This window comes from Pseudomonas sp. SID14000, assembly GCF_002165135.1.
Lineage (GTDB): Bacteria > Pseudomonadota > Gammaproteobacteria > Pseudomonadales > Pseudomonadaceae > Aquipseudomonas.
Window position 1 is genome coordinate 140,208 of sequence record NZ_NFZQ01000011.1, and the last position, 22,102, is coordinate 162,309.

Annotated in this window: 18 protein-coding genes and 4 tRNA genes; 6 read left to right on the forward strand and 16 right to left on the reverse strand. The window is 62.0% G+C overall.

Annotation, left to right across the window (positions count from 1 at the left end):
• Positions 1 to 47: 47 nt before the first annotated feature.
• The 6 genes from CAY82_RS17840 to CAY82_RS17865 all read left to right on the forward strand — a co-directional run bounded on the left by CAY82_RS17840 (position 48) and on the right by CAY82_RS17865 (position 6,885).
• Entirely contained in the window at positions 48 to 1,322 is a 1,275-nt protein-coding gene (locus CAY82_RS17840) for an ABC transporter substrate-binding protein (protein ID WP_087502416.1), read from the forward strand.
• Between the two features lie 21 nt (positions 1,323 to 1,343).
• Positions 1,344 to 2,306: a carbohydrate ABC transporter permease gene (locus CAY82_RS17845; protein WP_087502417.1), complete on the forward strand. Its 963-nt coding sequence runs from the start codon at positions 1,344 to 1,346 to the stop codon at positions 2,304 to 2,306.
• Positions 2,303 to 3,145, forward strand: a complete 843-nt coding sequence (locus tag CAY82_RS17850) for a carbohydrate ABC transporter permease (RefSeq protein ID WP_087502418.1) — start codon at positions 2,303 to 2,305, stop codon at positions 3,143 to 3,145. Before CAY82_RS17845 ends, CAY82_RS17850 begins: the two co-directional genes overlap by 4 nt.
• Positions 3,146 to 3,172: 27 nt before the next feature.
• The gene (locus tag CAY82_RS17855; protein ID WP_087502419.1) at positions 3,173 to 4,318 is read left to right on the forward strand and encodes an ABC transporter ATP-binding protein; all 1,146 of its coding nucleotides are present in this window, start codon (positions 3,173 to 3,175) and stop codon (positions 4,316 to 4,318) included.
• Positions 4,315 to 5,817 (forward strand): glycoside hydrolase family 32 protein, encoded by a 1,503-nt coding sequence (locus tag CAY82_RS17860; protein ID WP_170931097.1) that lies wholly within the window; start codon positions 4,315 to 4,317, stop codon positions 5,815 to 5,817. Before CAY82_RS17855 ends, CAY82_RS17860 begins: the two co-directional genes overlap by 4 nt.
• Before the next feature lie 75 nt (positions 5,818 to 5,892).
• A complete protein-coding gene (locus CAY82_RS17865; protein ID WP_087502421.1) occupies positions 5,893 to 6,885 on the forward strand; it encodes a LacI family DNA-binding transcriptional regulator in 993 nt (330 codons plus the stop codon).
• A gap of 40 nt (positions 6,886 to 6,925) precedes the next feature.
• Here the strand turns inward: CAY82_RS17865 and CAY82_RS17870 are convergent, their stop codons facing one another.
• The 16 genes from CAY82_RS17870 to CAY82_RS17945 form a co-directional block, all read right to left on the reverse strand.
• The gene (locus CAY82_RS17870) at positions 6,926 to 7,756 is read right to left on the reverse strand and encodes a DUF2242 domain-containing protein (protein WP_087502422.1); all 831 of its coding nucleotides are present in this window, start codon (positions 7,754 to 7,756) and stop codon (positions 6,926 to 6,928) included.
• A 199-nt stretch (positions 7,757 to 7,955) separates the two neighbouring features.
• Positions 7,956 to 8,032, reverse strand: a tRNA-Asp gene (locus tag CAY82_RS17875).
• 141 nt (positions 8,033 to 8,173) lie between these two features.
• Positions 8,174 to 8,250, reverse strand: a tRNA-Asp gene (locus CAY82_RS17880).
• A 100-nt stretch (positions 8,251 to 8,350) separates the two neighbouring features.
• Positions 8,351 to 8,427 (reverse strand) — tRNA-Asp (locus tag CAY82_RS17885).
• A gap of 66 nt (positions 8,428 to 8,493) precedes the next feature.
• Positions 8,494 to 8,569 (reverse strand) — tRNA-Val (locus CAY82_RS17890).
• Between the two features lie 239 nt (positions 8,570 to 8,808).
• Entirely contained in the window at positions 8,809 to 9,582 is a 774-nt protein-coding gene (locus CAY82_RS17895; RefSeq protein ID WP_087502423.1) for an SDR family oxidoreductase, read from the reverse strand.
• Complete coding sequence (locus tag CAY82_RS17900; protein WP_087502424.1) at positions 9,579 to 10,790, reverse strand: O-succinylhomoserine sulfhydrylase; 1,212 nt, start codon at positions 10,788 to 10,790, stop codon at positions 9,579 to 9,581. The genes CAY82_RS17895 and CAY82_RS17900 overlap by 4 nt, the downstream gene beginning before the upstream one ends.
• A gap of 16 nt (positions 10,791 to 10,806) precedes the next feature.
• Positions 10,807 to 12,312 carry an amidophosphoribosyltransferase gene (purF, locus tag CAY82_RS17905; RefSeq protein WP_087502425.1) on the reverse strand — a complete coding sequence of 502 codons (1,506 nt, stop codon included), beginning with the start codon at positions 12,310 to 12,312 and terminating at the stop codon, positions 10,807 to 10,809.
• 42 nt (positions 12,313 to 12,354) lie between these two features.
• Entirely contained in the window at positions 12,355 to 12,912 is a 558-nt protein-coding gene (locus CAY82_RS17910; protein ID WP_087502426.1) for a CvpA family protein, read from the reverse strand.
• Between the two features lie 158 nt (positions 12,913 to 13,070).
• Entirely contained in the window at positions 13,071 to 13,751 is a 681-nt protein-coding gene (locus CAY82_RS17915) for an SPOR domain-containing protein (RefSeq protein WP_087502427.1), read from the reverse strand.
• Complete coding sequence (gene folC / locus CAY82_RS17920; protein WP_087502428.1) at positions 13,735 to 15,042, reverse strand: bifunctional tetrahydrofolate synthase/dihydrofolate synthase; 1,308 nt, start codon at positions 15,040 to 15,042, stop codon at positions 13,735 to 13,737. Before folC ends, CAY82_RS17915 begins: the two co-directional genes overlap by 17 nt.
• Entirely contained in the window at positions 15,042 to 15,935 is an 894-nt protein-coding gene (gene accD / locus CAY82_RS17925; protein WP_087502429.1) for an acetyl-CoA carboxylase, carboxyltransferase subunit beta, read from the reverse strand. The genes folC and accD overlap by 1 nt, the downstream gene beginning before the upstream one ends.
• Positions 15,936 to 16,156: 221 nt before the next feature.
• Complete coding sequence (locus tag CAY82_RS17930) at positions 16,157 to 16,777, reverse strand: phosphoribosylanthranilate isomerase (protein ID WP_087502430.1); 621 nt, start codon at positions 16,775 to 16,777, stop codon at positions 16,157 to 16,159.
• A 61-nt stretch (positions 16,778 to 16,838) separates the two neighbouring features.
• On the reverse strand, positions 16,839 to 17,693 hold the full coding sequence (gene truA, locus CAY82_RS17935) for a tRNA pseudouridine(38-40) synthase TruA (protein WP_218190836.1): 855 nt from the start codon (positions 17,691 to 17,693) through the stop codon (positions 16,839 to 16,841).
• Positions 17,694 to 17,832: 139 nt separating this feature from the next.
• Positions 17,833 to 20,538: a FimV/HubP family polar landmark protein gene (locus CAY82_RS17940; RefSeq protein WP_087502432.1), complete on the reverse strand. Its 2,706-nt coding sequence runs from the start codon at positions 20,536 to 20,538 to the stop codon at positions 17,833 to 17,835.
• A gap of 71 nt (positions 20,539 to 20,609) precedes the next feature.
• Entirely contained in the window at positions 20,610 to 21,614 is a 1,005-nt protein-coding gene (locus tag CAY82_RS17945; protein ID WP_087502433.1) for an aspartate-semialdehyde dehydrogenase, read from the reverse strand.
• Between the last annotated feature and the right edge of the window lie 488 nt (positions 21,615 to 22,102).

Consider the following 22,102-nt stretch of genomic DNA (forward strand, 5'->3'; position numbering starts at 1 on the left):
ACGATGTTAACGTTAACTTTTCTAAAAACAAAAATAAAGGGTCCTCAATGAAACAGCTGAAATCTCTCCTTCCAGCAGCACTCCTTACCCTCTGCGCCGGCCTGCCATCCGCCTCGATCGCAGCAAATTTGACGATTTCGTGCGGTGCGGTGGGTGCGGAGCTAGCACTGTGCAAGGAGGCTGTCGACGCGTGGTCGAAACAGACCGGCAATAACGTCGAGGTGGTGTCCACGCCGAATTCGGCGACCGAGAGGCTGTCGTTCTACCAACAGATCCTCAGTGCGCAGTCCAGCGACATCGACATCATCCAGATCGATATGGTGTGGCCAGGGATGCTGGCCAAACACCTGGTGGATCTGCGCGAGGTGCTTCCTGCCAACGCTACCCAAGGCTACTTCCAGGCACAGGTGGATAACGCCACGGTGAACGGGCGGCTGGTGACGATGCCATGGTTCACTGACTCGGGCCTGCTGTATTACCGCAAAGACTTGCTCGATAAATACAACCGGCAGGTTCCCCAGACATGGGAGGAAATGACCGCTACCGCCAGGTACATTCAGCAGGCCGAGCGCACTGCCGGGAACGCCAATGCCTGGGGTTACATCTTTCAGGGACGCGCCTACGAAGGCCTGACGTGTAACGCGCTGGAGTGGATCAGCAGCCAACCGGAAGGCGGACTGGTCAACCCTCGCGGTGACATCGTGGTCAACACTCAGGCCTCAAGGGCGGCTTTGACCCTGGCAAAAAGCTGGGTGGGAGACATCTCCCCGCAAGGCGTACTCAACTACACCGAGGAAGAAGGACGTGGCGTATTCCAATCGGGAAACGCGTTGTTCATGCGTAACTGGCCTTATGTCTGGGCCTTGGTACAAAGCCCGGACAGCGCCGTAAAAGACAAGGTCGGGGTCGCCCCCCTGCCCCGTGGGGGCATAACCGGCACCCATGCCTCCACACTCGGTGGGTGGGGCCTGGCAGTATCACGTTACAGCGCCCATCCAGAACTCGCCGCAGAGCTAGTGAGCTACTTGAGCAGTGCCCAGCAGCAGAAACATCGTGCGCTGGTTGGCGCCTATAACCCGGTTATCGAGTCGCTGTATCAAGATCCCGACCTGCTCGCGGCAATGCCTTATTACAGTCAGCTGCACAGCATTCTCAACGATGGCGTCATGCGCCCCGCCTCAATAACCGCCGATCGTTATCCACGAGTCTCCAATGCGTTCTTCGATCGAGTGCATGGCGTGCTGGCGGGCGAGCAGCCTGTCGATCAGGCGCTGACCGAACTGGAAAGTGAGCTCACTCGCATCAAACGTCGGAGCTGGTAAGCCCCAAGGAAGGAAATCACCATGCCTGTCTCTACTACCCATGCCCCCCGTGAGCAGCTCCTGCTCCCCCGGGAAACGCCTGTACAGCGCCGACGAGTACGCGCCGCCTGGTTGTTTCTGACACCGATGTTGCTGTGTCTGGCTCTGGTGGCGGCCTGGCCGCTAATGCGTACATTCTGGTTCAGCCTGACTGACGCCAACCTTGCGCAGACCAGTGATGGATCCTTCGTAGGCTTGAGCAATTATCTGTTCCACGACGGTTCCAACTGGTCAGGCATCCTGGTTGATCCTCAGTGGTGGAACGCTGTTCGCAACACCTTGCATTTCACTGTGGTGTCGGTGGGACTGGAGGTCGTCCTGGGGCTACTGGTGGCGTTGCTGTTGAACATCAAGTTCACCGGCCGTTCCTTGGTACGCGCCTTGATTCTGATTCCTTGGGCGATTCCTACCATCGTCTCGGCAAAGATCTGGTCGTGGATGCTCAACGACCAGTTCGGCATCTTCAATCACCTGATGCTGAGCGTCGGCCTGATTGACGCCCCCCTGGCCTGGACGGCCGATGCGGATCTGTCGATGTGGGCGGTGATCATCGTCGATGTCTGGAAGACCGTCCCGTTTGTCACGCTGCTGATGCTGGCGGCCTTGCAGATGTTGCCGAGCGATTGCTACGAAGCCGCCAGGGTCGATGGCATTCACCCGCTGAAGGTGTTCTGGCGAGTCACGCTTCCTCTGCTGATGCCTGCATTGTTGGTGGCGGCGATTTTCCGCATCCTCGATTCCCTGCGAGTGTTCGACGTGATCTATGTGTTGACCTCGAATTCTTCGAGCACCATGAGCATGTCAGTTTATGCCCGCCAACACCTGGTGGAGTTCCAGGACGTCGGTTATGGCAGCGCGGCCTCGACCCTGCTGTTTCTGGTCGTTGCGGTAATTGCCATGCTTTATCTCTACCTCGGACGCCGTCAAATGGAGGTTCGGTCATGAGCCTGCGCCTACTGAAAAAAACGCTGTTACGTCTCGGGTTCTGGTGTCTGATCGTGGTTTTGCTGCTGTATGCGGTCTTCCCTTTCTATTACGCCATCGTGACTTCGCTAAAGCCGTCCGGTGCCTTGTTCGAGGTGAGCTACTGGGTCGAACGCCCCGACTTCTCCAATTACGCAGCGGTACTCCACCAAGCCTCATTCCTGCGAGCGATCAGCAACTCGCTGGTGGTTGCGCTTTGCGTGGTGACCCTGGCGCTGTTCCTCAGTGTGAGCGCCGCCTATGCCTTGGGAAGGGTGAAATTCCGTGGGCGTGGCACGGTCTTGATGATGGTTCTCGGCGTGTCGATGTTTCCCCAGGTTGCCGTACTGTCGGGGCTGTTCGAAGTGATACGCGCCCTGGGCCTGTACAACACGTCTTGGGCATTGATTCTGAGCTACACGATTTTCACTCTGCCGTTCACCGTCTGGGTGCTGACCACGTTCATGGGCCAACTGCCACATGAACTGGAAGAAGCGGCAATCATGGATGGCGCTTCGCCCTGGGTAACGCTTACCCGAGTGCTGTTGCCGCTGCTATGGCCTGCACTGGTCACAACCGGGTTGTTGGCTTTTATTGCGGCATGGAACGAGTTCCTGTTTGCCTTGACCTTCACCCTCACTGACACGCAACGCACGGTGCCGGTCGCCATCGCCTTGATTTCTGGCGGTAGCTCCCATGAGCTGCCGTGGGGGTTGTTGATGGCCGCATCGGTGCTGGTCACTGTCCCTCTGGTGATTCTGGTGCTGATCTTCCAGCGCCGAATCGTATCTGGTCTCACTGCCGGCGCGTTAAAGGGTTGATGCCCAACAAATACAAGGAAGAGCATCATGATCAAATTGAAACTGGACAACGTGAACAAACAACTGGGCGGCATGCAGATACTTCGCGACGTCAACCTGGAGATCGCTGCGGGGGAATTCGTAGTGTTCGTTGGCCCTTCGGGCTGCGGAAAATCAACCCTGCTACGACTGATCGCCGGGCTGGATTCAATCTGCGAGGGTAACCTGCTGATCGACGGGAAACGGGTCAACGACCTGGAACCGCGCGAGCGCGGCGTCGGCATGGTGTTTCAGTCTTATGCGCTGTATCCGCACATGAGCGTCTACGACAACATCAGCTTTGGCCTCAAACTGGCCAAGACAGAAAAGAGCACCCTACGCGAACGCGTGATGAAAACAGCGCAAATCCTTCAATTGGACAAACTGCTGCAACGCAAACCAAAGGAACTGTCCGGAGGGCAGCGTCAGCGTGTAGCAATGGGCAGAGCCATGGCGCGGGAGCCGGACATTTTGTTGTTCGATGAGCCCCTTTCCAATCTGGATGCATCCTTACGGGTGCAGATGCGCAATGAAATCGCCCGGCTGCATGATCGACTGGGCTCGACCATGATCTACGTCACCCACGATCAAGTGGAAGCGATGACCCTTGCCGACAAAATTGTTGTACTCAATGGCGGTCATGTAGAGCAGATCGGCTCACCACGCGAACTCTATGAACGGCCAGCGAGCCGCTTTGTCGCCGGCTTTCTCGGTTCGCCGAAAATGAACTTTCTGGCAGCACGCCTGCATACCCCGGGCGAAACCAGCCAGGTCGATTCCCCCGTTCTGGGTATGACCGCCCTCCCCTTCGACAGCTCACACCTGGCACCAGGCGCGCTACTGAGCATTGGGGTTCGCCCAGAGCACATTTCGCTCAAAGCGGCAGGGGGAGCGGTCGGGATCGTCGTGACCGGGGTCGAGTACCTTGGCAGTGAAACGTATGTGCACCTCGAAACAGGCCAGGAGGAGCCACTGATCTGTCGTTGTGAGGTCAGTGCCGGATGGCAGGCGGGCGATCGGGTCGAACTGCAGCTGGACATCGACAACCTGCACCTGTTCGACGTCGACGGCACAGCCCTGGAACGTCATCCACAAGCCATTGAAAGCCTTCCGAATGAAGTCTCTTTGCGCTCAGAGCGAGTACAAGCCCTATGACCTTGTCTCCGAACAACATGAGCGATCCAATGTCTTCTCCCCTTGACCTTGCGCAGCAGGCACTGAGTGACGGCCTGTCTCGTGTCATCCAGGATTATCGGCCCGGTTATCATATCGCCCCCCCTGCAGGCTGGATGAATGACCCTAACGGGGTCGTGTACTTTCGTGGCGAATATCACGTTTTCTATCAACATTACCCTTTCGAAGCGAAATGGGGCCCGATGTATTGGGGGCACGCCAAGAGCACCGATCTGGTTCATTGGCAGCACATGCCCATTGCACTGGCACCCGGCGATGACTTCGACCGTGACGGATGTTTTTCCGGTAGTGCCGTGGTGAACGGGGATACCCTCGCACTGATCTACACCGGACACACCTGGCTGGGGGAAGTGGGTGATGAACGTTCGATCCGTCAGGTACAGTGCCTGGCCACCAGTACTGACGGCATCCGGTTCGTCAAGCAAGGGGCCATCATCGAGACCGCGCCGCACGACGCGATAATGCACTTTCGTGATCCCAAGGTATGGAAAGAGGATGACTATTGGTACCTCATTGCCGGCGCACGTCTGGGCGATCGGCCGCTGCTCCCACTGTACCGTTCTACAGACCTGTTCACCTGGGAGTTCCTCGATTACGTGTCCAGTGGCAGCGAGGGGGATGGCTACATGTGGGAGTGCCCGGATCTGTTCCGACTGAATGGGCGCGATGTGCTGCTGTACTCCCCCCAAGGCATGCAACCCCAAGGTTATGAACGGCTCAACAAGTACCAGACCGGTTATCGAGTGGGCCGACTCAACAGCGAGTGGCACTTCACTGGCGGGCCTTTTATCGAGCTGGATAACGGCCACGATTTCTATGCAGCGCAAACGTTGATAGCTGCCGATGGTCGACGGCTTTTGTGGGCCTGGCTCGACATGTGGGAAAGCCCGATGCCGAGCCGAGCCCATCACTGGTGCGGCATGCTTGGTTTACCGCGCGAACTTGAGCTGCACGCAGACCGTCTGTGCGTGTATCCGGCACGGGAGCTCAGCGCTCTACGCTTGGCGCCATTACCGAGTACACCATGGTGGGATGAGTCGGGAACCCGGTGGGTGCCACAAGTGAGTGGCGATATGCTCGAAATCCATGTGCATCTGGATTTGCTCGGCTGCACCGATGGGCATTTGGGAATCGCCCTGCGCTGCAGCGACGATGGCCGTGAAGAAACCCTGCTCTACTATGATGCGTCGTTACGTCGTCTGGTTCTTGACCGCAGCCACTCGGGTGCGCAAGTCACCGGTCAGCGCAGCGTGGCGATAGACGCAAGGCAGGAGCGACTCGAATTGCGCGTATTCCTGGATCGCTCGTCCATTGAGGTGTTCGATGAAAGCGGGTGCTTTAGCCTCAGCAGTCGCCTCTATCCACAGCCCGACAGCCTGGGGGTGAAGCTCCTTGCAAGCGGGAACGGCGGGCGTGTCTCCATTCCCAGAGCATGGCCTCTCGCCTCGGGATGGCTATGAGCAGCATCATTCGGGTCGCAAAAAGCGAAGGTCATGTGTCATGATTCTCCGTAAACCTGACCGGTCTCGCCTCGTATGACTTCAGTGAAAGACGTTGCACAACTGGCCGGTGTGTCCTTGATGACGGTTTCCAGAGCGCTCAACAATCCGGAAAAATTGAGCCCCGAAACCTATCAGCGGGTACGTCGCGCCATTGATGAACTGCAATTCGTACCGAGCCTGTCGGCGCGCAAGATTCGCGGCGACAACCTCCAGACACGAACCATCGGTGTGTTCGCTCTGGACACAGCGACCACACCGTTTGCCGTCGAGCTGCTGCTGTCCATCGAACAGACTGCGCAGCAAGCAGGCTGGAATGTCTTTATCCTTAACCTGCTAAGCAACCCGCCTACCGACCAGAACATCGACCTTATGTTGTCGCACCGCCCTGACGGGTTGATTTTCAGTGCCATGGGATTGCGCCAGGTGTGCATTCCCGACCGATTGAAGAGCAAACCCCTGGTACTCGCCAATTGCCTGGCGGATGACCGTCACCTGGCCAGTTATGTGCCCGACGACGAAACAGGGCAGTATCGAGCCGTACATCACGCATTGAGCCAAGGCTATCAGCGCCCCCTGTTTATCAATCTGCCAAAACAGAGCCTGGCCTGGGGACTACGTCAAAAAGGCATGCTGCGTGCTTGTCAGGCATTCGGACTGACGCCTGACGCACTCCTTCAGTACGACCTGTCCGATCATGACGCCTATGGTGAAACCGCAGCCATCCTCGACCGGCACATCACTGATGGTCGCCCCCAATTCGACATTCTGATCTGTGGCAACGACCGCATTGCTTTATGTGCCTATCAGGTGTTGTTGGGTCGTGGTCTGAAAATTCCCGACGATGTTGCCGTGCTCGGCTACGACAACATGATCGGAATTGCCGAGCTGTTCATCCCGCCACTGACCACAGTGCAACTGCCGTACTACGAGATCGGTCACAAGGCCACCCGGCACTTGATCGACACCCTAGAGGAATCGGGAGCTCAGCCAGTAGATTGCCCATTGGTGATCAGGGCATCACTATAAGCGCGAGCTTGCCCGTGAAGATGCCGGTAAAGGCACCCCCTCAAAGAGAGGGGGGCGCAACCTCAACAGGCTGGGCTTCCTGCTGCACCTCGATCGGCGCAGAGTCGGCCGGCGGTGCCACCGGCTGTGAACCTTGGCTGTCATCCACTACCGGCGCCACCACCGCTTCACTGGCCGGGGCAACGGCTGCAGGCGCTGGGGCAACCTCAGCCGCAGGTTCCGCTGCCGGGGCCGGTGCCACCGACGCCGCCGTAGCTTGCTCCGGCAGCCCCAGAGCAGCCGCCGGCGCTTCGACTTTCGGTGCGGGCTCCTCGACCTTGGCCTTGCTCTCCTGCTTCGGCTTGGGCTTGGGCAGGTAGCTCTCCACCAGGGCGAAATAGCGGTCATAGAACTGCGCCGCCGTCACCGTCTCGCTGGCCACCTTGACCATCGAGTCATCGCTGGAGCCGATCGGCATCGACACCGACCCCAGCACCCCCACGCCCAGGCTGGCGGAGGTATTGGACTTTTTCAGCGCGTAGCGGTCCTGCAAGGCGTTGGCGAACATGGTCGAGCGCTGCTCGTCGCTCACATCCGGCGCACAGGTGACGTTGAAGCTGATCTGCAGGTGGTTCTCGCTGTTCTGCTGGAAACTCTTGTTGCCCACAACCTGGTTGGCACCGCTGCTGGTGATGATGTAGCCCTGGCTGAGCAAGGCGCGCCGGGCGGCCTCGCAGGAGCCGGCATCGCTCACCGGGAAGCTGCGCGAGAAGGTACCCGAGTCATCAAAGTTCTCGTGCTCGTAGATGGCGGCTTTTTTCGAGGAACAACCGGTCACGCCCGCCAGCACCAGGGCCAGCCCGAGCGCACCAAAGACGGAAGATCTGGTCATTGCGAATTCCGGGTAAGTCGAGAAGTGCCTATTGTGCAACACAGCAGGCAGGCACAGGAACCGCTGATCGGTGAAGAGTCTGTCAGGTTCGTGTAAATCTGGGTCAAGAGCGGTAATTGCCAGGTACAAAAACGAAAAAAGCGACCGGAAGGTCGCTTTCTCGTAGCTTCGAGGTGTTCAAGGGGCCTCGAGGCGAAGATGGCGCAGCGGACGGGACTCGAACCCGCGACCCCCGGCGTGACAGGCCGGTATTCTAACCGACTGAACTACCGCTGCGTATCATTCAGGCTTTCGCCCGATTGAAACCTGGGTCTACCCTTCCGGCGCGACGGCCTCAGGACAGGCACAAAAAAAGCGATAACGTGATCGCTTCTCTTGTGTTTGCTTCAAGGTGTTCAAGGGACCTTGAAGCGAAGATGGCGCAGCGGACGGGACTCGAACCCGCGACCCCCGGCGTGACAGGCCGGTATTCTAACCGACTGAACTACCGCTGCGTATCGTTCAGGCTTGCGCCTGATTGAAACTGGGATCAGCCCAAGGCGCTTTGCCTTGTGGCTTCAGACCGGTGCCAGGCACCCATCTGTTATTGAAAAATGGCGCAGCGGACGGGACTCGAACCCGCGACCCCCGGCGTGACAGGCCGGTATTCTAACCGACTGAACTACCGCTGCGCAGTGCGTTCCTCTCTGGCTATCGGCTTCTTGCGAAACCTGATGCACCAGGAACATCTCAGGAAGTGGTGGGTGATGACGGGATCGAACCGCCGACCCTCTGCTTGTAAGGCAGATGCTCTCCCGGCTGAGCTAATCACCCTCGCGATGTTGCTTGTTGCGTTTGCTTCGCTGAGGCCGCGAAATTTACGCAGATGGCGAAGCTAAGTCAATAGCCCCGTTGGATTTTTTTCAAAAAAACCAAAAGCGGTGCGGTTGCCTGTGCCGGCCTCTTCGCGGGTAAACCCGCTCCCACAGGTACTGCACAGGTTTTGATAACTGTGTTGCACCTGTGGGAGCGGGTTTACCCGCGAAAGGGCCGGTACAGGATATGCAAAATGCTCAGGTGTAGATCATCTTGCGGGTCATGCCGCCGTCAACCACGAACTCCTGGCCGGTAACGAACGCCGCTTGCCGAGACAGCAGCCAGGCGACCATGGCCGCCACGTCCTCCACCGTCCCTACCCTGCCCGTCGGGTGCTGGGCATGGTCGGCCTCGGTCAACGGCTCGGCGCGTCGCTGCGACGGGTCACGGGCATCGATCCAGCCTGGGCTCACCGCATTGACGCGGATCTCCGGGCCCAGACTCATGGCCAAGGCATGGGTCAAGGCCACCAGGCCGCCCTTGCTCGCCGCGTAGGCTTCGGTATCGGGCTCGGACTGCCGCGCCCGGGTAGAGGTAAGATTGACGATCGCCCCGTTGTGCGCGCGCAGATACGGCGCACAATGCTTGGCCAACAACATCGGGCCGTTGAGGTTGACCGCCAGCACCCGGTTCCACTGTGCCAGGCTCAGGCTTTCCAGCGTCTGGTTGTGCGGGTTGGCGATGGCCGCATTGCACACCAGCGCATCCAGGCGGCCAAACTGCCCCAGAACCTCGGACACCCCGGCACTGACCTGAGCCTCGTCGGCAACGTCCATGGTGATGAACCAGGCATTGTCACCCAAGGCCTTGGCCGCCTTGGCACCGCGCTGGCGGTCGAGGTCGCTGAGCACTACCTGCCAGCCTTCGCAGATCAACCAGGCAGCAATGCCCAGGCCGATACCGCGCGCGGCACCGGTCACCAGGGCTACCCGGCCGTTGTGGCCGGGCGTACTGCCGCCAATTTCGATCACAGGGCCGCCAACCCGCGCGCCAGGTCGGCCTGCAGGTCGGCCACGTCTTCCAGGCCCACGGCAACGCGGATCAGGCTGTCGCGGATACCGGCGGCTTCACGCTCCTGCGGCGTCAGGCGACCGTGGGAGGTGGTGGCCGGGTGGGCGATGGTGGTCTTGCTGTCACCCAGGTTGGTGGTGATGGAAATCACCCGGGTAGCGTCGATGAAGCGCCAGGCGCCCTCTTTGCCACCTTTGACCTCGAAGCTGACCACCGCACCAAAACCACTCATCTGGCGCTTGGCCAGTTCGTGCTGCGGGTGGCTCGGCAAGCCGGCGTAATGCACTTTCTCCACGCCCTCCTGCTGCTCCAGCCATTCGGCCAGTGCCTGGGCGCTTTCGCAGTGCGCACGCATGCGCAGGCGCAGGGTTTCCAGGCCCTTGGTGAAGATCCAGGCGTTGAACGGGCTGAGGGTCGGGCCTGCGGTACGCAGGAAGCCCACCACTTCTTTCATCTGCTCCGCACGGCCGGCAACCACGCCTCCCATGCAGCGGCCCTGGCCGTCGATGAACTTGGTGGCCGAATGGAACACGATGTCGGCACCCAGCTTCAGCGGCTGCTGCAGCGCCGGGGTGCTGAAGCAGTTGTCCACCACCAGCATGGCACCGTGGGCATGGGCGATTTCGCTGAGGGCGGTGATGTCGACCAGCTCGGCCAGCGGGTTGGACGGCGATTCGACGATCAGCAGCTTGGTGTTGGCCTTGATGGCCTTTTCCCAGCCGGCGAGATCGACCAATGGCACGTAGTCCACCTGCAGGCCAAAACGCTTGAAGTACTTCTCGAACAGGCTGATGGTCGAGCCAAACACGCTCTGCGACACCAGCACATGGTCACCGGCACTGCACAGCGACATCACCACGGCGAGGATCGCCGCCATGCCGGTGGAGGTACCCACGGCCTGCTCGGCACCTTCCATGGCCGCCAGGCGTTCCTCGAACGCACGTACCGACGGGTTGGTGTAGCGCGAATAGACGTTGCCCGGCGTTTCACCGGCAAAGCGCGCGGCGGCGTCGGCAGCCGTGCGGAACACATAGCTGGAGGTCAGGAACAGCGCTTCGCTGTGCTCGGCCTCCGGTGTACGGTTTTGACCGGCGCGTACCGCCAGGGTGTCGAAACCGACACCCTCGAGGTCACTGTCCAGTCGCCCGGCATCCCATTGATCCGTCATGCCGTCGCTCCCGAAATCAGTTGTTGTAGAGGTCGATGATCGCGCTGACCGCCTGGTTCTTAGCCTTGGCCAGGTCGTTACGAGCCTGCTCGATGCGGTCGAGGTAGGCTTCGTCGATATCGCCGGTGACGTACTCACCGTTGAATACCGCGCAATCGAAGTGGTCGATCTTGATCTTGCCGCCACCGACCGAGTCGATCAGGTCCGGCAGGTCCTGGTAGACCAGCCAGTCGGCGCCAATCAACTCGGCCACTTGTTCGGTGGTACGGTTGTGGGCGATCAGTTCGTGAACACTCGGCATGTCGATGCCGTAGACGTTGGGATAGCGTACCGCAGGGGCTGCGGAGCAGAAGTAGACGTTCTTGGCGCCGGCTTCGCGGGCCATCTGGATGATCTGCTTGCAGGTGGTGCCGCGCACGATCGAGTCGTCCACCAGCATCACGTTCTTGCCGCGGAACTCCAGCTCGATGGCGTTGAGCTTTTGGCGTACCGATTTCTTGCGCGCGGCCTGGCCGGGCATGATGAAGGTACGGCCGATGTAGCGGTTCTTGACGAAACCTTCGCGGAACTTCACGCCCAGGCGGTTGGCCAGTTCCAGGGCTGCGGTGCGGCTGGTGTCCGGGATCGGGATGACCACGTCGATGTCGTGCTCCGGGCGCTCGCGCATGATCTTGTCGGCCAGCTTCTCACCCATGCGCAGACGGGCCTTGTACACCGACACACCATCCATGATCGAGTCCGGGCGGGCCAGGTAGACATGCTCGAAGATGCACGGTTGCAGCTTCGGTGCTTCGGCGCACTGCTTGGTGTATAGCTGGCCGCCTTCGGTGATGTACACCGCTTCGCCCGGCGCCAGGTCGCGGATCAGGGTGAAGCCGAGCACGTCCAGAGCAACGCTTTCCGAGGCGATCATGTATTCCACGCCTTCGTCGGTGTGACGCTGGCCGAACACCACCGGGCGGATGCCGTTGGGGTCACGGAAGCCGACGATGCCGTAGCCGGTGATCATCGCCACCACGGCGTAACCGCCGACGCAGCGGCTGTGCACGTGGGAAACCGCAGCGAACACGTCTTCTTCGGTCGGCTGCAGCTTGCCACGTACCGCCAGCTCATGGGCGAACACGTTCAACAGCACTTCCGAGTCGGAGTTGGTGTTGACGTGGCGCAGGTCGGACTCGTAGATCTCCTTGGCCAACTGCTCGACGTTGGTCAGGTTGCCATTGTGCGCCAGGGTGATGCCGTACGGCGAGTTGACGTAGAACGGCTGGGCCTCGGCCGAGGTCGAGCTGCCCGCGGTCGGGTAGCGCACGTGGCCAATACCGATGTTGCCGACCAGGCGCTGCATGTGGCGCTGCTGGAAAACATCGCGCACCAGGCCATTATCCTTGCGCAGGAACAACCGGCCGTCATGGCTGGTCACGATACCGGCAGCGTCCTGGCCGCGGTGCTGGAGGACCGTAAGCGCGTCATACAGCGCCTGATTGACGTTCGACTTACCGACGATACCGACGATGCCACACATGCGACGCAACCCCTACTTTGACGAAACTTGAGTGAATAGCGCTCAGGGCTTTGCCGGCCCGAGCAACTGTTCCTTGAACGGAAGATCAGCCGGAGTGCCGATCAGCCCACTGGGCGTCCACTGGCCGGTAAAACCCAGGATCAGGTTTTTTGACCAGTCGGCGACCAAGAGAAATTGTGGTATCAGGCGTGATTCCTGCCACCAGGTGTCTTGTTGAACCGGCCCCAGACTTATCAGCCCGATGGCCACCACCACCAGCAAGCCCCCCCGCGCAGCGCCGAAGGCCATGCCCAGGAAACGATCAGTGCCGGACAGCCCGGTCACGCGAATCAGCTCACCGATGAGGAAGTTGATCATGGCCCCCACCAGCAAGGTGGCGACGAAAAGAATGGCGCAGCCGGCAATGACGCGCATCGACGGCGTCTGGATATAGCTTTCAAGATACACCGAGAGCGAACCGCCGAACATCCAGGCAACCGCACCGGCAATGATCCAGATGAGCAAGGACAAGGCCTCCTTGACGAAGCCGCGCTTGAGACTGATCAGTGTGGAGACGGCGATGATCGCGATGATCGCCCAATCAACCAAGGTAAATGCCACGGTGCTGCCTGCATACGTTTGAGGCGGCGCATTTTACCAGAGCGACGGGGGCTTGGGTAAGCGGAATGTCAGGTGATTAGCGCCACCCGGGCTTACGCGATTTTTGTGGGAGCGGGTTTACCCGCGAATGGGCGGCAAAGCCGCCCCCCCCTGCCATATCAGCTGCGTTCGGGCTGGAAGCGCACCACAAAGCCCTTGAGGCTGTTCTGGCGGTTGATGGCGTCACGCACGCGCTCGGCCTCGGCGCGCTCGATCAGCGGCCCCACGTACACGCGGTTCATGCCACCCGCCGAACGGATATAGGCGTTGTAACCCTGACTACGCAAGGTTTGCTGGAGTTTTTCGGCACCGGCGCGATTGGACAGGCTGGCCAACTGGATCGACCAGCTGACCGGCAGGCCATTGACGTCGATCTTCGACGGTGTTGCCGGAGCAGCCGGCTTGGCCACAGGCGCGACCGGCGCTGGCGTAGCAACAGCCTTGGGCTCGACCTTGGCCACAGGCGCCTGCGGCTTGGCGGGCTGCACCTGTGCCTGAGGCTGGACCTGCGGCGACGGTGTAATCGGCTGGCTGGGCGTGCTCGCTGGCACAGTGGACTCGTCCACCACCACCGGTGGCTGTTGCGGCTCTTCCGGGATGGCCTGCGGCTCCGGCACGGCGACCGGCTCCACCTTCACTTCCGGCAGGCTTGGCATGGCCGGTGCCTGCGGGGCCTCGACGTGCACCTGGCGCATCTCGTCCTCGCGGGTAAACAGCATCGGCAGGAAAATCACCGCCAGCGCCACCAGCACCAACGCACCTACCATGCGCTGTTTCATCCCTTTATCCAGCACTGCCATCTACTCCACCCTCCTGGGCGTGCCGCTCCAGCCATTCCAGTGCCTGGGCAACACAGAAAAACGAACCGAACAGCAGGATCTGGTCATCCGCCGTCGCCTGCGCGCATTGCCCTTCAAGGGCGGCGTCAACGCTGGCGTAAGACTTCACCGCGGCGCCGACGTTCGTCAAGGCCATGACCAGCTCTGCAGCCGGGCGGCTACGCGGGGTATCCAGCGGCGCCACCGCCCAGTCGTCGACCAGGCCCTGCAGCGGCGCGACAACGCCGTCCAGATCCTTGTCGGCGAGGAGGCCGAACACCGCCAGGCGGCGCCCCTTGAGCGGCCGGGCCGCCAGGCGCCGTGCCAGGTACTCCGCGGCATGCGGGTTGTGCCCAACATCCAGCAACAGCTCCACCGGCCGGCCCTGCCAGCTCAGCAGGCGGCGGTCGAGGCGACCAGTGATGCGGGTAGCCAGCAGCGCCTGGCGAATCTGCCCGGCGTCCCAAGGCAGGCCCATCAACAGGTAGGCCTGCAGGGCCAGCGTGGCGTTCTCCATGGGCAGGTCGAGCAAAGGCAAGTCAGCCAGCTCTACCTGCGCACCATCAGCCGCAGTACCCCGCCAGCTCCAACTGCCATCGGCACTGGCCAGGTCGAAGTCACGCCCGCGCAGGAACAAGGGCGCAGCCAGTTCGGCGGCCTTGTCCAGCAGCGGTCGGGGCGGATCCAGATCACCACACAGTGCCGGCTTGCCCTGACGGAAGATGCCGGCCTTCTCGAAGGCCACCAGCTCGCGGGTGTCACCCAGGTAATCGACATGGTCAACGCCGATACTGGTCACCAGGGCCAGGTCGGCATCCACCACGTTCACGGTATCCAGGCGACCACCAAGACCCACTTCCAGTACCACGGCATCCAGTTGCGATTGGTAGAACAACCAGAACGCGGCCAGGGTGCCCATCTCGAAATAGGTCAGGGAAATATCGCCCCGCGCCGCCTCGACGGCGGCGAAGGCTTCGCACAGACGCTCATCGCTGGCTTCCTGGCCATCGATCAGCACCCTCTCGTTGTAACGCAACAGGTGCGGCGAGCTGTACACGCCGACCCTCAGCCCCTGGGCGCGCAGCAGAGAGGCCACGAAGGCGCAGGTCGAGCCCTTGCCGTTGGTGCCGGTCACCGTCACCACGCGTGGCGCCAGCTTGCCCAGCGCCAGCCGGGCAAGCACCTTTTGCGACCGCTCCAGGCCCATGTCGATGGCCGAGGGGTGCAACTGCTCAAGGTAGGCGAGCCATTCGCCCAGGGATCGTTGTTTCATCACGCGACGGCAGCCGCCTCACGCGCTTGCTCAGGGGTTTGCTGGCCGGTCATCTGCGCCAGCAGGCGGGCCAGACGCGGGCGCAGTTCGCCACGGGCGATGATCAGGTCGATGGCGCCGTGCTCCAGCAGGAACTCGCTGCGCTGGAAGCCTTCAGGCAGCTTCTCGCGCACAGTCTGCTCGATCACGCGTGGACCGGCGAAGCCGATCAGCGCCTTCGGCTCGCCGACGATCACGTCACCGAGCATGGCCAGGCTGGCGGAAACACCACCGTACACAGGGTCGGTCAGTACCGAGATGAACGGGATGCCTTCTTCGCGCAGGCGCGCCAGCACGGCCGAGGTCTTGGCCATCTGCATCAGCGAGATCAGCGCTTCCTGCATGCGCGCACCGCCCGAGGCGGAGAAGCAGACCATCGGGCAGCGGTGCTCCAGGGCATAGTTGGCCGCGCGCACGAAGCGCTCGCCGACGATGGCACCCATTGAGCCGCCCATGAACGAGAACTCGAAGGCGCTGACCACGATCGGCATGCCCATCAGGGTGCCGCTCATGGAGATCAGGGCGTCCTTCTCGCCAGTCTGCTTCTGTGCAGCAGTCAGTCGGTCCTTGTACTTCTTGCCATCACGGAACTTCAGGCGGTCGACCGGCTCCAGGTCGGCACCCAGTTCGGCACGGCCATCGGCGTCGAGGAAGATGTCGATGCGCGCACGTGCGCCGATGCGCATGTGGTGGTTGCACTTGGGGCAGACATCCAGGGTCTTTTCCAGCTCCGGACGATACAGCACGGCCTCGCAGGCGGGGCACTTGTGCCACAGGCCTTCAGGCACCGAGCTCTTCTTCACCTCGGAACGCATGATCGAAGGGATCAGTTTGTCGACTAACCAGTTGCTCATGCTTTCTTTCTCCAGTATTGGCAGGCGGGGGCCGGTGTCGCCGGCCCTGCCCTGCCCTTGAGCTCAAAATCTTTATGAAACGATGATGGACCGGCCGCCAGGACTTCCGGCGCGCCACCCCACCGCTAATGTGTTTTTTTGCCGCCACAGGCACGGGCGGCTGCCCCACAGGGCTGCGAAAGCTATGGACGATGGCGCGCAGCCAGCCGTCACATCTGCCGTCACGCCTGTTTCACTGCACGTATGAAGGCCTCGATCTTTGCCGCGTCCTTGATGCCCTTGGCTTGCTCCACCCCGCCGCTGACATCCACCGCGTATGGCCGCACCTGGGCGATGGCCTGGCCGACATTGCCGGCAGACAGCCCACCCGCCAGGATGATCGGCTTGCTCAGGCGTGCCGGCACCAGCGACCAGTCGAACGCTTCGCCGGTGCCGCCAGGTACGCCCGACACATAGGTGTCCAGCAGAATGCCGCGGGCACCGGCATAAAGCTGGCAGGCCGCCTCCAGGTCGTCGCCCGGGCGCACGCGCAAGGCCTTGATCCAGGGGCGATGGTAGCCTTCGCAGTCTTGCGGGGTTTCGTCGCCGTGGAACTGTAGCAGGTCCAGTGAAACCACTTCGAGGATCTCGTTCAGCTCGCAACGCGAGGCGTTGACGAACAGCCCGACCGTGGTCACGAACGGCGGCAGCTCGGCAATGATCGCTCGCGCCTGGCGCACGTCCACCGCGCGCGGGCTCTTGGCATAAAAGACCAGGCCGATGGCATCGGCACCCGCTTCGGCAGCGGCAACTGCGTCTTCGATGCGGGTAATCCCGCAGATCTTGCTGCGAACATTGCTCATGGACAGCGAACCCTGCTTGTTACGGTGAAAGGCCGGATGTTAGCAAATGACTTTTCGCCCGTCAGTCTGCCAACGCCTCATAGCCGGTCAAAAAGTGTGGGCCGATGTAACGCTTGGGCAGCGCGTACTCCTCGGGGTACTCCACCTGCACCAGGTAGAGCCCGTACGGGTGCGCCGTGACTCCACCTTCGCGGCGGTTGCGCCCTTCCAGCACCTCACGCGCCCAGGTAACCGGGCGCTCGCCGGCACCAATGGTCATCAGCACACCGGCAATGTTACGCACCATGTGGTGCAGGAAGGCCGTGGCGCGCACGTCCAGCACGATCATCTGGCCATGGCGGGTGACGCGCAGGTGGTAGATGTGCTTGATCGGCGACTTGGCCTGGCACTGGCTGGCGCGGAAGGCGCTGAAGTCATGGGTCCCGAGCAGGCACTGCGCGGCTTCGGCCATACGCTCGACGTCCAGTGGCCGATGGTTCCAGGTAACTTCCTCGGCCAGGTGCGCCGGGCGGATCGGGTCGTTGTAGATAACGTAGCGGTAACGCCGGGCGCAGGCCTTGAAGCGAGCATGGAAGTCGGCCGGCATCGGCCGCGACCAGACCACGCTGATGTCATGGGGCAGGTTGAAGTTGGTGCCCATGGTCCAGGCGCGTTCGTCGCGCACGGCGCGGGTGTCGAAGTGCACGACCTGCCCGCAGCCATGCACGCCGGCGTCGGTGCGCCCGGCGCAGATGACCGAGATCGGCTCGTTGGCCACCTTGGACAGCGCCTGCTCCAGGGCCTGCTGGACACTGGGCACGCCGCTGGCCTGGCGCTGCCAGCCACGATAACGCGCGCCTTTGTATTCCACGCCCAGGGCGATGCGGGAGTAGCCTTCGGCCGCAGACTCGGCGGCGGCGGTGTCGATGATGTCCAAGAGCATGAAACCTGTGGGGGTGTACGGAGTGGCGGGGATTATAACGACAACGGCAGCCGTATTGGGCTGCCGTTGAACGCGTGTCGCGCTTGAGGGCCTCTTCGCGGGCGCGCCCGCGAAGAGGCCGGAGCAGGCAACATCAGACCAACCGGGAAAGCATGTCCTCGGCTTCCTGGCGCTGGCTGTCGTCGCCATCCTTGACCACTTCATCGAGAATGTCGCGCGCGCCCTGGTTGTCACCCATGTCGATATAGGCGCGAGCCAGGTCAAGCTTGGTGGCCACTTCATCACTGCCGGAGAAGAAGTCGAAGTCCAGGTCATCCAGTGGCTCGGGCTCTGGCTGGGCAACCGCGTCTTCGCTGGTGAAGTGCGGCTCCAGCGACGGCGACTCGAGGCTCTGCGACAGCTTGTCCAGCTCGGCGTTGACGTCATTCAGTTCCGAAGCAAAGCTCTTGGCCGCCGGCGAATCGTCTTCCAGCGACAGCGACAGATCGAAGTCGGACGGCAGGTCGAACTCGGAAAGCGGGTCGAACGCTGGCTCGCTGTCGAACGCAGCCAGCTCGGCAGCGACATCCACCGGGGCTTCGTCGACCGCAGCCGGTGCGACCGGGGCAACCGGCTCGCTGATATCGAGGTCGAAATCGGACAAGTCAACGGCAGGCTGTGGCTCTGCCTGAGCCAGCATGGCCTCGAAATCGGCGTCGGCGTCGGCCTGTAGTTCGGCATCCACGGCAAACGGCTCTGCTTCCGGCTGAGCCGCTTCAAGCACGGGCTCATCCAGTACCGGCTCGTCGAGCACAGGTTGCTGCGTCATCGGTTCGTCCAGCAGCGGTGCTGCCAGCGGGTCTTCCTCGGGCAGGTCGTCAGCCTGGCTCAGGTCGAAGGTGCTGTCCGGATCCTGCTCGTCCAGGCCCGAGGCATCGAGGGTAGGCACTTCGTCGAAAGCGTCCAGCTCAATCTCAGGCTCGAGCACTGCCCCAGGTTCCGCCTGGACGACGGGTTCAACCGCCTCTTTTGGCTCGAACGCTGGCAGCTCCTCGGGCTCCACATCGCCAACCACTGGCGTTGCAACCTGATCCTTCAGCAGTTCCTGCACGTACTGCTCGTCCATCTCGGCAGCCAGGGCGGCGGCTCCCAGGCCGGCAGCGGCCAGGCCGAGCATGCCCGGGTAGCGCTCTTTCAGCCCGGCAACCGCTGCGCTGTTCTGCTCACTGGCCGGTAGCTTGCGCTCCTGCTCGACGAACGCGCTCTGGTCACCCTGGCGGGCGTACACTTCCATCAGTTTCAAGCGAAGGTCATCACGCTGCGGCGCGGCGGCCACGGCAGGTTCCAGCAGGTCGGTAGCGCGGTTCAGGCGGCCTCCAGCCACGCATTGCTCGACCTCCGCCAGCAGCGCGGCGTATGGGTCGGCTTGCGGTTCAGGCTGCACTTCGGCGGCGGCTGCCGCCGGTTTTTCCGCAGCGGCAGCGGCAGCAGCCGACGCGGCGACCACGGCCGGCGAAAGAGTCACGCTCGGTGCCGAGACCTCAACACCATCCAGGCTTGCGTTATCGCTGTCGAAGCCTGCGCCCTGCTCTTCTTCCAACGCCCGCGCCATGCGCAGGTGCTTTTCAGCCTCCTGCTGAGCCTTGCGTTTGCGCGCCAGCAGCACCAGCAGAAGCAGCAGCACGAGGAAAGCGCTACCGGCAATCAGCCCAAGTAGCAGCGGATTGCCCATGATTTCGTCGACCACGCTACCAGGCTGGCCGACAGGTGCGCCCCCAGCGGCTGGTGCCGGTTTGGGCGCGGTATCGACGGCGGCAGGCGCAGGTTTGACTACCGGCTGGGCCGGAGCAGCCGCACCCTGGGCTTCAAGGCGGGCCAGCTGGTTGTTCTTCAGCTCGATCAGACGCTGCAGCTTGTCCAGCTGGCTCTGCAGGTCAGCCATGCGGCTCTTGAGTTCTTCGTTGTCGCGACGGCTGGTGTCCAGGCTTTCCTGGGCTACCGCGAGCTTGTCGTTGAGGGCCTTGGCCTGGTCGGCACCGGCCTGGTTGCCCGGGTTGACCAGGCGCAGGTTGTCCCCCTGGGCGATACGCGCCGGCGCTGCCTCGGCGGCACCGCGACGGGTGGCGTCCAGCTGGCGGGCACGCGGGCCCAGACGGCGGCCTTCACGCCAGGCGGCATACTGCTCGGCCACCTCGGCGGTCGCCTCGCTCTGCGGGATATTCTGGATCTGCTGCTGGTCGGGCAGGCGCAGCACCTGGCCAACCTTCAACTGGTTGATATTGTTGCCGATGAAGGCGTCCGGGTTCAGTGCCTGGATCGCGATCATGGTCTGCTGGATCGAGCCACCCTGGGTGTTACGCGCGGCAATCTGCCACAAGGTGTCGCGGCGCTGGGTAGTGTAACTGCCGGCACCGGTCACCGCCGGCGCAACCTTGCCCGCCGCCGGCTTGTCGCCCTGGGCCTTGGCCTGGTCAAGCAGAACGCTGTAGTCACGCAGCAGGCGGCCCTGAGGCCACATCACCTGGACCAGAAACTTGACCACCGGCCCCGGCAGCGGCTGTTTGGAGGTTACCCGTAGCACGCTCTTGCCGTTGGGGTTGATCACCGGCGTGAAGGTGAGGTCTTCGAGGTAAGTCGGCAGCGCCACCCCGGCCTTGCTGAACTCTTCCGGCGGCGCCAGGCTCGGCGCCACTTCGGCGGCGGTGAGATCGCGCACGTCGAGCAGCTCGATCTCGGCGTCCAGCGGCTGATTCTGTGCCGACTTGAGGGTCAGCTCCCCCAGGCCCAGGGCATTCGCCATGCCCGACGACAGCGCCGATGCTGCAGCCATGGCCAGAACCAGTTTGCGAATTCGAAGCATGACCTCTTCCCTTGTATGAAGCGTCCTGAAACCTGCATGCGGAGCAGGACAAAAGTACTCGCCAGTATCTTTTACGGCATGTGTTTAATCAACAATTGCGCCACTTGCACCGCGTTGAGCGCGGCACCTTTGCGCACGTTGTCGGTGGTCAGCCAGAGGTTGAGCTGCTGGTCTTCATCAACACCATGCCGTACACGACCAACATAGACCACGTCTTGGCCCACTGCGTCACCTACCGGGGTCGGATAATCATCGCGCTCCACCAGTTCAACGCTGTCGGCCATCTCGAGGGCCTGGTTGACTGCTTCCAGGTCCACCGGGCGACGGCTCTGCACCGCCACACTGAAGCTATCGCCGAAAAACACCGGGACTTGAACACAGCTCACGGAAATCTTCAGTTCAGGCAGGCCCAGCAGTACACGCAGCTCGCTGACCAGGCGGCGCTCCAGAACCGTGTGGCCGTGCTCATCGGCAGCGCCGACCTGAGCCAGCATGTTGAACGCCACCTGGCGGTCGAAAAAGCGCGGTTCCAGCGGTCGAGCATTGAGCAGCTCGGCGGTTTGCCGGGCCAGTTCGTTGACCGCTTCACGGCCTTGCGCGGACACCGCCAACGCGGCCATCACCTGCACCCGCTCGATATCCAGCAGGCCCTTGAGCGGTGCCAGCGCAACGGCCAGGGCAACCGCGGCCGAGCATGGGCTTACGATGCGCGCGGGCAATGCCAGGTCGGCCAGGCGTTCGGCGTTGGCTTCGGGCACCAGGGCCAGGGCGTCGTCCAGGCCAGCGGACAGGTCGATGACGGTGCAGCCTGCCTGCAGCGCCTTGCTGGCAAAGCTGCGACTGACTGCGGCGCCTGCGGCGAAGAAGGCCAGCTTGACCTGGGCGAAGTCGAAGCTGTCCACTTCACGCACCTTCAGCTTCTTGCCGGCGAACATCACGCTGCTGCCCGCCGATTCCATACTGGCCAGCAGGTGCAGGGTGGCGACCGGGAAATCCAGCTCTTCGAGAATCTGCACCAGGGCTTCCCCGACGCTGCCGGTAGCGCCGACGACGGCGATGTCCAATGGTTGTGTCATGGAAGGGATCCTTTTGCTGAAAACGGCGGGGGCGGCACTTTACTTGGATTGTAGAGTTTTGTCTGTGCTGGCCTTACCTTCGCCGGGCAAGTTCTACAGTAGATTGCGCGATGGCTGACGGAGGCTTGTCGCAGCATTTTCAGCGCCTGTGAGATCGAGCGCCGCCCGCGCGGCGCTTCGCGGGACAAGCCCGCTCCCACATCTGTTTCGGGCCAATCACTCCTGTGAGGTCACCTCTGTCCGCCTTTTTCTGTTCCCTTCGATATTGAAGGTTGCCCCGCTGCACTTCATCAACCTCAAGCCATGCACAAAAGTTGCAACCCACCTGGCACAGGAGAGACTGGCCCGAAACAGATGTGGGAGCGGGCTTGTCCCGCGAAGCGCCGCGCGGGCGGCGCTCGATCTCACAGGCACTGAAAATGCCGTGGCGAGCACCTTGCAGCCAAAATGCTTCTTCAGACCTAAAAAAACCCGCGCTGTCACCAGCG

Bases quoted from the DNA above. Each gene is read 5' to 3' on its own strand.
- CAY82_RS17840 (WP_087502416.1), top strand. From the start codon at position 48: ATGAAACAGCTGAAATCTCTCCTTCCAGCAGCACTCCTTACCCTCTGC.
- CAY82_RS17845 (WP_087502417.1), top strand. From the start codon at position 1,344: ATGCCTGTCTCTACTACCCATGCCCCCCGTGAGCAGCTCCTGCTCCCC.
- CAY82_RS17850 (WP_087502418.1), top strand. From the start codon at position 2,303: ATGAGCCTGCGCCTACTGAAAAAAACGCTGTTACGTCTCGGGTTCTGG.
- CAY82_RS17855 (WP_087502419.1), top strand. From the start codon at position 3,173: ATGATCAAATTGAAACTGGACAACGTGAACAAACAACTGGGCGGCATG.
- CAY82_RS17860 (WP_170931097.1), top strand. From the start codon at position 4,315: ATGACCTTGTCTCCGAACAACATGAGCGATCCAATGTCTTCTCCCCTT.
- CAY82_RS17865 (WP_087502421.1), top strand. From the start codon at position 5,893: ATGACTTCAGTGAAAGACGTTGCACAACTGGCCGGTGTGTCCTTGATG.
- CAY82_RS17870 (WP_087502422.1), bottom strand. From the start codon at position 7,756: ATGACCAGATCTTCCGTCTTTGGTGCGCTCGGGCTGGCCCTGGTGCTG.
- CAY82_RS17900 (WP_087502424.1), bottom strand. From the start codon at position 10,790: ATGACGGATCAATGGGATGCCGGGCGACTGGACAGTGACCTCGAGGGT.
- purF (WP_087502425.1), bottom strand. From the start codon at position 12,312: ATGTGTGGCATCGTCGGTATCGTCGGTAAGTCGAACGTCAATCAGGCG.
- CAY82_RS17915 (WP_087502427.1), bottom strand. From the start codon at position 13,751: ATGGCAGTGCTGGATAAAGGGATGAAACAGCGCATGGTAGGTGCGTTG.
- folC (WP_087502428.1), bottom strand. From the start codon at position 15,042: ATGAAACAACGATCCCTGGGCGAATGGCTCGCCTACCTTGAGCAGTTG.
- accD (WP_087502429.1), bottom strand. From the start codon at position 15,935: ATGAGCAACTGGTTAGTCGACAAACTGATCCCTTCGATCATGCGTTCC.
- CAY82_RS17930 (WP_087502430.1), bottom strand. From the start codon at position 16,777: ATGAGCAATGTTCGCAGCAAGATCTGCGGGATTACCCGCATCGAAGAC.
- CAY82_RS17940 (WP_087502432.1), bottom strand. From the start codon at position 20,538: ATGCTTCGAATTCGCAAACTGGTTCTGGCCATGGCTGCAGCATCGGCG.
- CAY82_RS17945 (WP_087502433.1), bottom strand. From the start codon at position 21,614: ATGACACAACCATTGGACATCGCCGTCGTCGGCGCTACCGGCAGCGTC.